Here is a 14,775-nt window from a genome sequence, read left to right on the forward strand (position 1 = left end):
TCAAGCCCACGGCCGACCCCAGCGCCGCACCCTCGGATCCGCCCGCCGATTCCTTCACCGGATGGAAGACGGAAAACGACAAGAAGTACTACTACCAGAAGGGCAAGAAGACGACGGGATGGGCCGAGATCGAGGGCCATCTGTACCACTTCAATGACGACGGCGTCATGTCCACCGGCCGGCTCACCGAAGGGAAACTCACCTACTACTTCGGTTCTGACGGCATCCTGCGAACCGACACGTGGATCGATGAGGGCGGCCACTGGTACTACGCCGACAACCACGGCGCCTTACTGACCGGGATGAAGAAGGTCGGGGACCACTCGTACTACTTCGATAAAGACGGCGTCATGGCGGCCGCCCAGTGGGTGAAGTCGGACGATAACTGGTACTACGCCGAAGGCTCCGGGGCTCTTGCCACCAGCAAGTGGATTTCCGTGGATGGGAACTGGTACTACCTCAGGGACAACGGCGTCATGGCCCTGGGGCTGACGCAGATCGGTGACCACTCGTACTACTTCACCGGCAACGGCGCTATGGCCGAGAACCGTTGGGTGAATGAGGACGACAAGTGGTACTACGCCAACCCCGGCGGCGCCGTCGCCACGGGTTGGAAGATGATCGGCGGCGCCTGGTACCACTTCGACGACAAGGGCGTCATGGCATCCAAGGGCTGGGTCGCCTCGGGCGGACAGTGGTACTACGTGGAGGACTCCGGCGCCATGGCCGCAGGCAAGTGGTTGGACGTCAACGGGCACTGGTACTACTTCCAGCCCAATGGTGCGATGGCGTCCGGCTGGAAGCAGGTCGACGGCACCTGGTACTACCTCCAGCCCAGCGGCGCGATGGCGACCGGCTGGGTCATGGACGGAGGAAAGTGGTACTACCTCAACGCCAACGGTTCCATGGCGACCGGTTGGAAGCAGGTCGACGGCACCTGGTACTACCTCCAGCCCAATGGTGCCATGACCACCGGCTGGGCCACGATCGACGGCGGCCAGTTCTACTTCCACAGCAGCGGCGCACTCATCCGGTGACGCCGGAAACCGACCTGACCTGAGGAACGATCACAGACAAGGCGGGGTTCCAAGCAGATCACAGTTCTCTGCTTGGAACCCCGCCCTATTTGTCAGGACACGGTTGCTGCGTCAGTCCTCACCCAGTCGATCGGGAAAGCGCCCCATGTACGATTCGACGCCGTCGATCGCTTCTACTTCCACTCGCAGGCGATGCCGTCCTTGTCGCGATCCAGCTCGGGCCGGTAGCCGGGTTCGCCTCGATAGAGCGGCGCCGCACCCGCATCACGAGCCGCCTTGCAGTTGCGGTAGTAGACACCGCCCGAGTCGGACTCGGGCTGAGCCGGTGCCTCGCCCGCGCCGGACGAGGCACCGGCTCCGGCATCTCCCTCGCTCGTATCCGAGCCCTGTTCCGCCCCCGGAGCAGAGGGAGCTGCCACCGGCGGGGCTGCAGGAGCCTCTGTCGCCGGCACCGGCGACGGTGAGTAGATCACCGTTGGCACCGGCGACGGGCTGTAAACAACCGTGGGGACAGGGGTTGGCGAATAGACCACGGTGGACTTAGGCGCCGCCTGCTGCTGAGCCGGTGGAGCATGATCCGAGGATCCAGCAGCACCAACCCCGGCCCCGAGGACGAACGTCACGGCATAAGGGACAAACTTCCTCAAGAGATTCCGGCGCCTCGACATGGGCCGATAGGACTGACCGGGCCCAGCGTAAGAGAATGTTGGTGGGATGGGAGATGGAGGGGAGGTGTTCACTGGTGCCTCAAGTCACGAGAAGGGATCATGGCGGCTAGCCGAGATAAGTGAAGCACCTCAGCGATGGTAATAACCTGCGAGACCATAAAATGCAACCACATCGCAACTTACCCTTTTCTTCCCTATTGGAAGACGCAGTTTCTAACGTCACCCCCTTTAATACGAGCCTCATTCTCTGCGGGATCAGCGAGCACCCAGTAATCCGCGCCATCTCAACTCGCACGATGCGAACGGGCATCACGCATCGGAAACGCGCCCACAAACCGGCACAACCAGATGTGCTTCGTTCGCCACACCCTGGTACAGCGAACGAAGCACATGGAATCTGCAGGGCATCCGGCAACACCTCAGCCCGACACGACAGACGTATCGCGCTCCCTACTTGGTCTCACAGGCGATGCCGTCTCCGTCTCGATCCAGCTCGGGCCGGTAACCGGGATCACCCTTGTACAAGGGTGCCACGCCAGCCGCCTTGGCTTCCTTGCAGCTGGCGTAGTACTCCTTCTGGGGCTCAGGTTTCGAGTCCGATTCCTTCTGAGGCTCAGGCTCGGACTCCGGGGTCGTTCCCCCCTTGGAGCTCTCCCCTGAATCCGAGCCACCACCACCGAACCAGCCGCTCCAGCCCGACGAGTCCTCCGTCGGCTGCGCGGCGGGCTCTTCAGCAGGCGCCTCCTTGGAGCCAGCGGAGTCACCACCCCCTGAACCCGGCTGGGAATCAGCCGGCGCAGTCGAAGGCGCAGCATCACCGCTGGTACTAGAAGTATCGTCACAGCCGGCCAGCCCGGCGCCAAGAACCAGGGCAAGGACCACGGGAGCCGATTTCCTCAGCAGTCCCCGACGCCTCGCCGTCGAGGAAGACGCTGACGCAACAGAGGAACAGGAAAACATGGGAGGAGAAAACATGGGAGAAATTAGGGGCAAAAAAGGCGCGTTCACGAAAGCCTCGAGTCACGAGAAGGGATAGTGGGCGGCTAGCCGAGAGAATTAAACCACTTCGAAGGCAGCAATAACTCACACAGCCACAAAATGCAATCTCATTGATACACAAATTTTCCACTGCGATGACCGGCAAAAATCAAATCCTGGCCGCTTCGTTATTGTTCTTTATTTTCACTATCCGTAAGATGGATTTCATCCCGACACCACTCGACGACAGCACCTCCCCAGGAGCATCCGGAGACTTTGTCAGGACCATTGGCCCTCCCATTCATCAGGTTTCGTTGTACCGTGTCAATGTCTCCAAGCCACTCAACCCACCATTTCCTCCTCGTAGAGACCTCCGCGTCGCGGCAGCGCAGCCGCAGAAGGCTTGATCATGAATGCCCCCAGCCTTGAGATGATCGGTATCGACAAGTCCTTCCCCGGCGTGAGGGTCCTGGACAACGTCTCCCTCGACCTGTACCCGGGCGAGGTCCATGCCCTCATGGGCGAGAACGGCGCCGGGAAGTCCACCCTCATGAAGATCCTCATGGGCATCTACGCCGCGGACAGGGGAACGATCAAGATCGCCGGTGAACCCGTCACCATCTCCTCCCCCAGACAGGCGATCGGACACGGCATTGCCATGATCCACCAGGAGCTCAACCCGGTTCTGGACACTCCCGTCTACGAGAACATCTTCCTGGGCCGCGAGCTCCGCTCCGGAGGCGTCTTCGCAGACCGCCGCACCATGGAGGCAAGGACCACCGAGCTCCTCGAGTCCCTGCACCTGAGTATCCCGGCCGGCACCCTGATGCGAGACCTCTCGGTCGCTCAGCAGCAGCAGATCGAGATCGCCAAGGCCATCTCCCAGGACGCCCGCATCATCATCATGGACGAGCCGACCTCCGCCATCACGGAGGATGACGTCGGCAATCTGTTCGAGCAGATCCGCGGACTCACTGGCGACGGCGTCGGCATCATCTACATCTCGCACAAGATGAACGAGATCTTCCAGGTCGCGGACAGGATCACTGTCCTACGCGACGGCGCACTCATCGGCACGGACTCGGCCTCAGCCCTCACGGAGAAGAAGCTCATCACCATGATGGTCGGTCGCGAGCTCGACGACGTCTTCCCCAAGCGGGAGGTGCCGCTGGGCAAAACCGTCTTCGAGGTGCAGGGCTGGAGCGCCCCGCCCAAGGTCAAGGACGTCAGCTTCATCGTCCGTCGTGGCGAGATCCTGGGGATCGCCGGACTGGTCGGAGCCGGTCGTTCCGAGTTGGTCGAGTCTTTCTTCGGTGCCAGGCCGCATGAAGGCGGCCGCATTCTTCGAAACGGGGAAGAGGTCCGTATCCGTAATCCCTCCGATGCCATCGCCCTGGGCGCTGCCCTCATCACCGAGGACCGCAAGCGCACCGGTCTCAACCTGGAGGGCTCGGTGGCTGACAACATCACCCTGCCCTCACTGGGAAGACTCTTCAGCAACGGGCTCATCTCCCGCGGCATCGAGTCGCGCATCGCCGGTAAGTACATCGATTCCCTCAAGATCAAGACGCCTTCTCAGAGGCAACTCATCGCGACACTTTCCGGAGGCAACCAGCAGAAGGTCGTTCTGGCCAAGTGGTTGGAGACGGATCCGGATCTCATCATCCTCGACGACCCCACCCGCGGCATTGACATCGGAGCCAAGCGCGACATCTACGAGCTCATCGGTACCCTCGTCGAGCAGGGCAAGTCGATCATCCTCATCTCCTCGGAGATGGGTGAGCTTATGGGGCTCGCCGACCGGATCATGGTCCTCACCGAAGGACGCACCACAGGAGTCCTCGAACGTCAGGACTTCTCCCAGGAAGCAATCATGGAGCTCGCCTCACGATTCGAGGACCACCAATGAACAACGCCCTGACCAACAAGCTCACCCTCTCACTCAAGGACGCCGGGATCCTTGTCGTCTTCCTGGCACTCGTCGCCACCCTCTGGGCGGTATCGCCCGACCACCAGTTCCTGTCTCTCAACAACATCCTGCTCATTCTCATTCAAACCGCGATCAACGGGATCCTGGCCATGGGCATGATGTACGTGATCATCTCCGGAGAGATCGACCTCTCAGTCGGCTCAACGATCGCACTGTCCGGCGTCACGGCGGCGATGCTCGCCCATCCGGGTCAGTTCCCGCTCATCGTCCCCATCGTCGCCGGGATCGCGGTCGGCGCCGTTGTCGGGCTGGTCAACGGAGTCGGTGTCGCCTACGGGGCAATCCCCTCATTCATCATCACCCTGGGCTCTATGACGGCGGTACGAGGGCTAGCGCTCATGCTCTCCGGGGGCACACCGGTCTTCGACGTCTCCAATGCCTTCGAAGCGATCGCGAGCATCCGAATCGGCAGGTTCCCAATCATGGCGGTCTACTTCATCGTCATCGCGGCCCTGTTCGCCTTCATCATTCACAGGACGGTCTACGGGAGGCGGCTCTACGCCGTCGGCGGCAATCCGACGGCGGCCGAGATCTCCGGCATCAACGTCAAGCGCTACAAGGTCTCCGTATTCGTCGTCGCGGGGCTCCTCGCCGGATTCTGCGGCGTGCTTCTCGCCTCGCGCACCATTACCGGCTCACCCACGGCCGGCGAGTCCTATGAGCTCGACGCGATCGCAGCCGTCGTCATTGGCGGGGTCTCGATGACCGGCGGTCGCGGCAAGGCGCTCGGCGTCATTATCGGCGCGCTCATGATCGCGGTCATCGCCAACGGGCTCGACATCCTGGGCATCGACGCGAACTTCCAGAAGGTCGTCAAGGGCCTCATCATCGTCCTGGCCGTCCTGCTGGACGTCAAGACCCGTCGCCAGAAGTAGCCACGACCACCGGACGCATCCCGTGTGCGGCGCAAATGGACCTACGCCGCCCACCATTATGAAAGGCACCTCAATGAAGAAGGTTCTGGCCACGCTGTGCAGCCTCATCCTCGCCGGCGTCATGCTCAGCGCATGTACTAACAGCTCTTCGGGCAAGGTCCGGATCGCGCTCATCATGAGTCACATGAGCAACTCCTTCACGACGACGTTGGCCAACTCCGCCAAGGAGCAGGGTGCCGCCGTTGGGGTCTCCGTAACCGTGTTCGACGGGAAGAAGGACGCATCCAACCAGCTCAACCAGATCGAGTCGGCCGTTAGCCAGGGCTACAAGGGCATCATCGTGGAGCCGGTCTCGCAAGAGGGCGTCGCCCCGGGACTCAAGGCCGCCAGGGAGGCGGACATTCCGATCATCACCGTGGCTCAGAAGGCCAAGCAGCAGGAGCGGGCCAGCTCCTTCGTCGGCGGGGACGACACGGCGGCCGGTAGGCTCGAGATGGAACAGGCCGTATCCGCAATGGGCGGCAAGGGAACAGTGGCCGTGCTCTACGGACCGATGGGCTCCGACGGGCAGGTACTGCGAAAGGCCGGCTATGACGAGGTCCTCGAGAGTCACCCCGACGTCACGCTGGCCTTCCAGCAAACCGCCAACTGGGACACAGCCGAGGCCCTCAAGGTCACCGAGAATTGGCTGTCCACCGGAAAGCCCATCAACGCGATCGTGGCCCAGAACGACTCGATGGCGATCGGTGCGCAGAAGGCGATCGACAACGCCGGCAAGGGCCAGGAGATCGCGGTCTACGGAGTGGACGCGACCGACGACGGCCTGAACTCGATCAAGAGCGGCGGCGTCGACGGGACCGTCTCACAGGACACGGCCGGGATGGGGCGAATGGCCGTGGACACAATCGTGTCGCTCATCAACGGCAAGTCGGTGGAGAAGGTCAACTACACCAAGGCCACCTGGATCACCAGGGAGAACGCCGACTCGGTCGTGATCAAGTAGCGGCAATGGCAGGCCCGGGGAGTCGAACCGGGGTTCGATGGACAAGGGTCCGAGGAGCGTACCGAGACTCAACCGCAGGGGCGATGCGGCTCTGGGGTCGGCAGCCACACGCTTCCTGCCATGAGCACCACCCGCCCCTCAGCACCCACTCCGGCTTCAGACGCCCCTGAGCCGTCGACCTCCAATCGAACCTTGGCCCCGAGCGCAAAGCTCCGCACCGACCGGATGACAACGGCTGCGCTGACCGTCTTCGTCGGCATCTACAGCACGTTCTTCTTCCCATTCCGCTTCAGTAATTTCATACCATCGAAAGCCGCTCTCGAAGTCCCCATCGCGCTCTACGTCGTGCTCTTCGCCGTCGGCTGCGTTGCCTTCCGCCGCCCGCTGGCCCACGCCTTCAAACAGATAGCGGCTCACAAGCGCCGGGCGGTCCTCACCCTCATCGCGGGCGGTATTGCATCCCTGGCCATCGAACTCGTCGGCTCTCTGACATCCTCGGCTCTACTCGACTTCACCGGCCTGTCCGGAGCAACCCTGCAGAACGACTCCAACATCGGCAGCGTCATACAGATGTTCCCGCCGATCGTCATCGTCATCGTACTCGGGGTCCTGGGCCCCGTGGTGGAGGAGATGGTCTTCCGACGACTGCTCATCGGACTCATCGGACGCGTTGCGCCAACCTGGGTCGCCGTCGTCGTCTCCAGCATCCTGTTCGGCACCATACACATGAGCTCGTTCGCACTCTCCGAGGTACTGGGAGTCCTCCCCCAAGCCTTCTTCGGGCTGGGTCTGGGCCTGCTCTATGTCAGGACCGACCGCAACCTGCTGTATCCGGCAAGCATCCACTGCCTCAACAACCTCAGCGCCTTCCTGACCCTCCTCCTGCGCTGACTCCCCCATCCCGCCCTGCCGTCCGCCTCACTCAGGAAAAGAGCGAACCATGACACCCACGAACCGCGCAGCTCGCTCTCCCACCGGAGTCGTCGTCGACCTGGCCACGATCGCGGGTTCCACCGCCAATCCGTGGCTAGGTCTGGCACTCGGAGGCGGCGGAGCGGTGGCCATCACCGTCATCCTCCTGATCGTCTCCCTGGTCAGGGCCAACCGTTTCCACGTACCGGAGCACCGCCACCCGTAACTCGCAGTCCCGCATTCTGCCGGAGCGGCGCCTCAACAGGCCGCCCCAGCAGGCCCGCATGTTGCGGCAACATAAGCACTTATCTCAACGCCGCCACAACAACTCCTCGTGTTGTCTGATGCCCACAGGACGGCGCACACGCGCCCGCCTGAGCCCGGAAAGGCAACAGACAACACCATAGGAAGAAGACCACGATCATCAACATCGCGGCCTCGCTGACCTCGACGCCCATTTCATCTTCCCGGTGGACAAGGAGGCCTACTCCTTCGACATCGGGACACTGACCCTCAAGGGGAAGATCCGCTCCGGATCGGCCAAGGTGGATCACACCACCGAGACGGGCCAGGAGATCTTCACCGTCACGTAGGAGGGGATGAGCAAAGAGGGAGGAGACACAGAAGAACACAGAAACTCGGGAGACATCATCCATGACGTCGGGCGGCGGCCGGCAAAGGCTGCCTGAAGGGCCGATCGCCGCCTGAAGGGCCGGAACCCGACCGGCCAGTCCCCAACGGGGGAGACGGTGCATGCTTCAACGGAGCAAGCCTGCCGTCTCCCCCGTTCCCGGCTCCCGTAATGCTCAGTTCTTGGTGTAGTGAGCCACGTAGTCGATCTGGATGTCGGAGACTGCCGGGGTGAGCGGGCCGGGGACACCGCCGTCGACGGTCTCGTACTGGTTCGCGCTGCCGTTGGGATCCATCGCCCCGGTCTGAACCCCGAACCACATCCGTTTGTTGGTGATGTCCTCCCCGACATTCTCCCGGGTGACACGCCCCCACTCCTGGCCGTCGAAGGTGAAGGCGATGTAGCCGTCCTCCACGATGGCACCGTAGGTGTGCCAGCCGTTCATATCCGGGTTGTCGAAGACCCGCTGTTCCTGCTTGTGCTTATCCGGGTCGGGTTCGCCCCAGTGGTAGGTGCCCGACACCTGTGGTCCATTGACGCGCCCCTCAGCAAAATCGATCTCCGGCGGCCAGACCTCGTCCTCCGGCCACAGCAGCATCGCGTAGCCGATTCCCTTGGCCCGGGGGAACTTGGCGCGCACCTCCCACCGACCACGCGAGGTGGCGAAGGCGTCTGCGCTCGAGGCACCGCCCGCGCTCCACTGTCCGTTCTGGTACTGGGTACGGATCACCAGCGCACCGTTCTCAACGAAGGAGTTCTTCTGCGACATCACCCCCATGGCACCGTGACCTACAGCAGGATCACCCCAGCCGTAGTGCCCCCATTTTGTGTCCTCGAAGGAGGCGTCGAAGCCCTCGAAGTAGTCGACATTCCAGCCGTTGATCTCTGCCTCGGAGCGCCCCCGACCCGAGCCTTCGGAGGGTTGCGAGGGCGAGGCGGATCCAGCGTCAGATGGCGATCCAGAGGCGGACGGCTCGCCCGACGGGGCGGCAGTGGTCGGCTGCTCCACGCTCGACGATGAGGGCGCCGGCGCGGAGGCATCACCGGCGGGCGTCACCGAGGCCGCAGCACTGGCGGGACCGTTCGGGGAGGCCTGCTCAGTGCCGGCAGCGGTCGAGTGTGCGGAGGTCGTGCCCGGGGCGGCGCCCTGGGGGTGGGTCGGCAGGCAGGCGGTGGCCGTCGCAGCGGCCAGCCCTGCGATCATGAGGAGTCGGATTGATCGAGCGGGCTTCACGGTCGTCTCCTTTCGGTCGTGAAGATCACGCTAACCGGTCGGTTGTGAGATGAACAACTCCTGAACGCCTCCCGCCGACGGTCCGCACCGCCCGCCCCTATGGACGAATGATTGAGCTGTCGCCGCTGACATAGGCGATAGCAAGCCGGTGCATCTGGGCCAACTCACCGACGGTTCTCACGAGCGCATCGGCGTGCGACCAGCCAACTCCTATGTAGATAAAGTCCGCGCCGATGACGTAGTCACCGACCGGCAGCCCCTCGGCCTCTCTCGCGTCGAGCTCCTCATCCATCAGAGCGTAGGGTCCGTTGAGCGGGGGGAAGGTGCGGATGAGGTCGCGGTAGAAGGATTTGATCGGCCGTGTGGAGTGTTCGGTGGTGTCGTAGTCGTGTGGCTCCTCCCACTGGGAGACTTGCTTCCACCACTGGGGGAAGTCCGCGTCCGTGACCGTCTCCGGCTCGAAAACCAGGATGTCGTAGCTCATGGCCCGAGGCTAGGAGCGGGCCCGAGCCCCCAACCATGGAGACGGCTCCCCACAGCACCCGCCCTACGCCGACTACGCGGGGCGATAGGTGAAGCGTTCCCAGCCCAGAGCCTCGATCCGCTCGGCCATGCGCTCGCACGTCCCGTCCCAGCCGGGCGCCACGACGTCGAACTCACCGGTCGTCCCCTCCGAACGGGCCTGCTGGAGGGCGTAGACCCGCGCCCCCGCGGCATGCACCCGCCGGGCGACCTCGACGGCGTCGTTGGCCGTCACGTCCCCGGGCACGACGGTGGTGCGCACCTCGAACTCCGGTCCGCCGCGACCGGCCGCTTCGACGAGCACCTCCAGGCTCTCCCAGGCCTTCGCGGCCGCGTTCGCCCGACCGACCACCTGCCCGTAGTGCTCGGGCAGGGCCTTGACGTCCAGCCCCACCCAGTCGATGAGCCCGGCCTCGATCATGTCGCGCAGCCGCCGCGGGTAGGGCCCGGCCGTGTGCAGCCCCACTTGGAAGCCCATGTCGATGACCTCGCGGGCGGCGTCGGCCAGAGCATCCTGGCGCAGCGCCTCACCGCCGGTGAGGACGACGCCGTCGAGCAGCCCCCTCCGGCGGCGCAGCAGGGCGCGCACCTCCTCCCACGCCACTTGGCCGGGCGTGCGGGCGGGGATGAGGGCCTGGTTGTGGCAGTAGAAGCAGTTCCAGGGGCAACCCTGCAGAAAGACGGTCGCGGTCAGGTGGTCGGGCCAGTCGACCGTGCTCATCGGGACAAGCCCGGCGATCACCAGATCGTCGGCCGGACGGTGGTCGGGGCTCTCCCCCGCCGTCGGAACGGGCAAGGAGGCCTGCGAGCTTCTCGGCAGGGAGTTCACGACGGCTCCTCTCACGTCTTGTCGTTATGGCACCGGGCCGCTGGGTGCCGTCGCCGGATCATCCGACGGCGCCCAGCGGTCTCGGCAGGTCCTTTCAGGCGCTGACCGCACTCAGGCGCGATACGGCCGGGCCGTGGCCGCCGGCGGCGGCCTCGGTGAACATTTGCCGCTCCATGTACTCGCCCTTCTTGCCGATGTTGAAGGAGCGCACGGGGCGGAAGTAGCCCATGACGCGGGTCCACACCTCGCACTCGACTGGCTCAGCCTCCGGGTGGAGCTCGGCGCACTTGTCACAGGTGAGGTGCTCGCCGGCCAGGTATCCGTGGACGGGGCAGATGGAGAAGGTCGGCGTGATGGTGATGTAGGGCGTGCGGAAGGCGGTCAGGGACCGGCGTACGAGCTCCTTGCAGGCGGCGGCCGAGGAGATCCGCTCGTTCATGTACAGGTGCAGGACGGTGCCACCGGTGTACTTGGTCTGGAGTTCCTCCTGCATCTCCTGGGCCTCGAAGGGGTCGTCGGTGTAACCCACGGGGACCTGGGAGGAGTTCGTGTAGTAGGGGTTGGCCTCCGTACCGGCCTGGAGGATGCCGGGGTAGCGCTTGCGGTCCTCCTTGGCGAAGCGGTAGGTGGTGCCCTCGGCCGGCGTGGCCTCCAGGTTGTAGAGGTGGCCGGTGGCCTCCTGGAACTCGACCATTCTGTCCCGCACGTGGTCCAGGAGGCGCACGCACATGGCGTGACCGCGCGGATCGGTCAAGTCGTAGGCGTCGTGGGTGAAGTTGCGGACCATTTCGTTCATGCCGTTGACGCCCAGGGTGGAGAAGTGGTTGTCCAGGGTGCCTAGGTAGCGCTTGGTGAAGGGAAACAGGCCGGCGTCGATGTGGTGCTGGATGACGGTGCGCTTGAGCTCGAGGGTGTCGCGGCCGATCTCGAGCAGCTCGTCGAGCCGAGCGGTCAGGGCGGCCTCGTCATCGGCGTAGAGGTAGCCGAGCCGGGCCATGTTGATGGTGACGACGCCGACCGACCCGGTCTGCTCGGCCGAGCCGAACAGGCCGTTGCCGCGCTTGAGCAGCTCGCGCAGGTCGAGCTGGAGGCGGCAGCACATGGAGCGGATCATGCCGGGGTCGAGCTCGGAGTTGATGAAGTTCTGGAAGTAGGGCAGGCCGTACTTCGCGGTCATGGTGAACAGGAGCTCGGTGTTGGGGGCGTCCCAGTCGAAGTCACGGGTGATGTTGTAGGTGGGGATGGGGAAAGTGAAGACGCGGCCCTCGGCGTCGCCCTCGGTCATGACCTCCATGAAAGCGCGGTTGATGAGGTCCATCTCCGCCTGGAGGTCGCCGTAGGAGAAGTCGCAGACGTCATCGCCGATGAGGGGGTACTCGTCGGCGAGGTCCGCGGGGCAGGTCCAGTCGAAGGTGAGGTTGGTGAAGGGCGTCTGAGTACCCCAGCGTGAGGGAACGTTGAGGTTGAAGATGAGCTCCTGCATGCACTGCTTGATCTGGTCATAGGTCATGTCGTCCAGGCGGACGAAGGGTGCCATGTAGGTGTCGAAGGAGGAGAAGGCCTGGGCGCCGGCCCATTCGTTCTGGAGAGTCCCCAGGAAGTTGACGATCTGCCCGACAGCGGAGGAGAAGTGCTTGGCGGGGCCGGCGGCGATGGCGCCGGGGACGCCGTTGAAGCCCTGTTGGAGGAGGTCCTTGAGGGACCAGCCGGCGCAGTAGCCGGCGAACATGTCCAGGTCGTGGATGTGGAGATCCGCGTTGCGGTGGGCCTGGCCGGCGACCGCCGGGTAGACCTGGCTGAGCCAGTAGTTGGCAACGACCTTGCCGGAGGTGTTGAGCATCATCCCGCCCAGCGAGTAGCCCTGGTTGGCGTTGGCGTTGACGCGCCAGTCGGAGCGGTCCAGGTACTCGGTGATGGTGGCGATGGCGTCCACGGTGGGGCGCTCGCCGCGGGCGACGGCCGAGTCGGCCGAGCCGCGGGCCACGAGACTCGGGTCGGTGGTGGCGTCGGGCGTGGCGGCCGGCGGCTGCGCCGAGCCGTCAGCTGCGGGGGTGGTGGAGGCAAGGTTCTTCTCGAGCACGGGTCTCTCCGATGGTCCTTCTCGTTCCTGTTCACGGCCTTGTCGAGCGTCGATGAGGCCGGTCCTTCTGGGTGCCGTCAGTGACTGAGCACTGCCTGTTGGGGGCCAACCGGTCAGCGGCACCGGTGCCGACCATACTCCCAAATCACATCGATGAGACACATCATCTTGTGTCTTAATTGTATATCAACCACAACATCTTGCGATAGAGGTGAGGACTTTTGTCCTGATAGGTGACGCCTTCCCGCGCGATCTCGCGGATGCCGTCGAAGCTGGAACGCGAGCCGGCAGGACCGCCCGGAGAGCACATATGAGGCCCAGATCACTCCCGCCCGGCGTGTTGGGACGAGGGCGGGAGCGCAACCCTCAACCCTGCGCGCGATCGCTCTCTGCACGATCCACTTGCCCCAGCATCATTGCCGCCGGCCGCCTGCTATCCCCCGACGAAGAGGCATCACCAGAGCTGTGGAGACCCTCCGAGGGAGGTTCGTGTCCAAATCGGAGCCAAAGGAGCCCAACCACCTTTCACTGAGCCACGCGAACCGCGGAATCATGCGGTTTTGTCAAACGCACTCAGCGCCTGCAACCACCTTTGTCACCGATTTGGACACTCCCCAGCACTCCACGGCCTTCAGCACATCCGGAACGACCTGATGCGTGTAGACATCCTTCCTCGTGAAGCGCAGTGGCAGGAAGCCACGGGCAACAAGCCGGCGGTCGCGCCATCGGTCGAGGCCGAACTGGTACTCGTCGCTGTGGTAGGTGTAGCCGTCCAGCTCCACGACCACCCATCCCTCGACCACCAGGTCCACCTCGCCGACGCCCTCGATCTCCACCCCGTCCTCGAAGCTCAGTCCTGCAGCCTCGAGGTCCATTCGCGCCAGCGTCTCCAACGGAGAACGGGACCGATCGCTGGCACGATCGAGCCGTGCGAGCGCACGGGCCGAACCGGGGCCGCGAAGCAGGTCGCGAACTTGCCCGACAGTGACGCGCTCATCGTGAAGTGCTGCGTCAAGAGCGATGAGCGGAGACTCGTCCTGAACGTGGCAGCGCAGAAAACGAGCCAGCGCCTCAGGAAGTGGCTGCACCGGGTAAGAGGTTGGCGATAACCGAGTCCGATGTCGGTCTGCATGGAGCACCTCCCGCCCAACAACCGAGAATCGCCTACCTGTCGCGACCAGAAGATGAACCTGATTGGCCCCTTGGACCACCGGCAGACCGTAGTAGCGCATGGCGGCCTGACAGGAGAGAAGCCCACCGTGGATGCGCGCCAGGACAACGGCGCGCTCAGCACCTGGGATACCGACAACACCATGCTCGTGGGCAATGAGCTCACCGGCTCTCACAAGAGAGGCGATATGACGGCGCTGGGTGCGAGACAGGTCAAGGTCCCGAACGCGCACCGCGCCGTAGCAGCCACGAACAACGGCGAGCAGGTCTGTGTCCACAGTGTTCATGGGGCCCATTGCCGCCCGCCTGCGGAGTGGGCACAACCCGACTCCGGCGCCCTGTGGACAACTGGCACATCCGTCAGCCTGTGGCCTCCAGAACCCATCGAAGTATCACCGATGTCCTGACACAGAACTGTCACCCATGTCCAGAGACATCACGCCCTGGTAGCCCGAGCATTGTGTCCAAATCGGAGACAAAGGAGCCCAACCACCTTTCACTGAGCCACGCGAACCGCGGAATCATGCGGCTTTGTCAAGCGCACTCAGCGCCAGCAACCACCTTTGTCACCGATTTGGACACTCCCCACCACTCCAAGGCCCTCTGCACGTCCGGAACCGCATGGGAGGTCGCATTCGCCGGCGTCACTACTGCCACACTCACCCAGATCAGGACGGGACGCTCTATGTTGCACCGCCGACCCGCCCTGCTCGAGGACCGACATTCTTTTGTCGGGCTGGCCCGACATGGGCTCACCGGCTGGCTGGATCGTCCCGGCGAGAGCGCCAGGACAGCCTGGGTTCATGCGCACCGCAACTTCTCCAGTCCCCAGTCCCCAGCCGCCAT

15 protein-coding genes are annotated in these 14,775 nt (G+C 63.9%); 8 read left to right on the forward strand and 7 right to left on the reverse strand.

Annotation, left to right across the window (positions count from 1 at the left end):
* Positions 1-1,037 (forward strand): cell wall-binding protein (locus FK256_RS06985; protein ID WP_141424239.1); only part of this gene is annotated, 1,037 nt, incomplete at its 5' end.
* 173 nt (positions 1,038-1,210) lie between these two features.
* On the opposite strand, the gene FK256_RS14415 is transcribed toward FK256_RS06985, so the two are convergent.
* Positions 1,211-1,456 (reverse strand): excalibur calcium-binding domain-containing protein, encoded by a 246-nt coding sequence (locus tag FK256_RS14415; protein WP_211343542.1) that lies wholly within the window; start codon positions 1,454-1,456, stop codon positions 1,211-1,213.
* A gap of 699 nt (positions 1,457-2,155) precedes the next feature.
* The gene (locus FK256_RS06995) at positions 2,156-2,587 is read right to left on the reverse strand and encodes an excalibur calcium-binding domain-containing protein (RefSeq protein WP_141424241.1); all 432 of its coding nucleotides are present in this window, start codon (positions 2,585-2,587) and stop codon (positions 2,156-2,158) included.
* 505 nt (positions 2,588-3,092) lie between these two features.
* Here FK256_RS06995 and FK256_RS07000 point away from each other — a divergent pair.
* The 6 genes from FK256_RS07000 to FK256_RS14740 all read left to right on the forward strand — a co-directional run bounded on the left by FK256_RS07000 (position 3,093) and on the right by FK256_RS14740 (position 8,056).
* Positions 3,093-4,592 (forward strand): sugar ABC transporter ATP-binding protein, encoded by a 1,500-nt coding sequence (locus FK256_RS07000; RefSeq protein WP_141424242.1) that lies wholly within the window; start codon positions 3,093-3,095, stop codon positions 4,590-4,592.
* Positions 4,589-5,548 carry an ABC transporter permease gene (locus tag FK256_RS07005; protein WP_141424243.1) on the forward strand — a complete coding sequence of 320 codons (960 nt, stop codon included), beginning with the start codon at positions 4,589-4,591 and terminating at the stop codon, positions 5,546-5,548. The genes FK256_RS07000 and FK256_RS07005 overlap by 4 nt, the downstream gene beginning before the upstream one ends.
* A 73-nt stretch (positions 5,549-5,621) precedes the next feature.
* Complete coding sequence (locus FK256_RS07010; protein ID WP_141424255.1) at positions 5,622-6,551, forward strand: sugar ABC transporter substrate-binding protein; 930 nt, start codon at positions 5,622-5,624, stop codon at positions 6,549-6,551.
* Positions 6,552-6,671: 120 nt separating this feature from the next.
* On the forward strand, positions 6,672-7,442 hold the full coding sequence (locus tag FK256_RS07015; RefSeq protein ID WP_141424244.1) for a CPBP family intramembrane glutamic endopeptidase: 771 nt from the start codon (positions 6,672-6,674) through the stop codon (positions 7,440-7,442).
* A 49-nt stretch (positions 7,443-7,491) separates the two neighbouring features.
* Positions 7,492-7,689 (forward strand): hypothetical protein, encoded by a 198-nt coding sequence (locus FK256_RS07020; RefSeq protein ID WP_141424245.1) that lies wholly within the window; start codon positions 7,492-7,494, stop codon positions 7,687-7,689.
* 244 nt (positions 7,690-7,933) lie between these two features.
* Entirely contained in the window at positions 7,934-8,056 is a 123-nt protein-coding gene (locus tag FK256_RS14740; RefSeq protein ID WP_280525782.1) for a hypothetical protein, read from the forward strand.
* Positions 8,057-8,269: 213 nt separating this feature from the next.
* Here FK256_RS14740 and FK256_RS07025 read toward each other — a convergent pair whose 3' ends face one another.
* The 5 genes from FK256_RS07025 to FK256_RS14595 form a co-directional block, all read right to left on the reverse strand.
* The gene (locus FK256_RS07025) at positions 8,270-9,328 is read right to left on the reverse strand and encodes a family 16 glycosylhydrolase (protein ID WP_009232556.1); all 1,059 of its coding nucleotides are present in this window, start codon (positions 9,326-9,328) and stop codon (positions 8,270-8,272) included.
* A 97-nt stretch (positions 9,329-9,425) separates the two neighbouring features.
* Complete coding sequence (locus tag FK256_RS07030) at positions 9,426-9,812, reverse strand: hypothetical protein (protein ID WP_141424246.1); 387 nt, start codon at positions 9,810-9,812, stop codon at positions 9,426-9,428.
* A gap of 72 nt (positions 9,813-9,884) precedes the next feature.
* A complete protein-coding gene (locus tag FK256_RS07035; protein ID WP_141424257.1) occupies positions 9,885-10,646 on the reverse strand; it encodes an anaerobic ribonucleoside-triphosphate reductase activating protein in 762 nt (253 codons plus the stop codon).
* 127 nt (positions 10,647-10,773) lie between these two features.
* A complete protein-coding gene (locus FK256_RS07040; protein ID WP_141424247.1) occupies positions 10,774-12,759 on the reverse strand; it encodes a ribonucleoside triphosphate reductase in 1,986 nt (661 codons plus the stop codon).
* Between the two features lie 563 nt (positions 12,760-13,322).
* On the reverse strand, positions 13,323-13,634 hold the full coding sequence (locus FK256_RS14595; protein ID WP_244936255.1) for a DUF559 domain-containing protein: 312 nt from the start codon (positions 13,632-13,634) through the stop codon (positions 13,323-13,325).
* Between the two features lie 384 nt (positions 13,635-14,018).
* On the opposite strand from FK256_RS14595, the gene FK256_RS14600 reads away from it, so the two are divergent.
* A complete protein-coding gene (locus FK256_RS14600) occupies positions 14,019-14,336 on the forward strand; it encodes a hypothetical protein (protein WP_244936257.1) in 318 nt (105 codons plus the stop codon).
* Positions 14,337-14,775: the final 439 nt, after the last annotated feature.

Source organism: Actinomyces johnsonii, assembly GCF_006546835.1.
Classification (GTDB): Bacteria; Actinomycetota; Actinomycetes; order Actinomycetales; family Actinomycetaceae; genus Actinomyces; species Actinomyces johnsonii.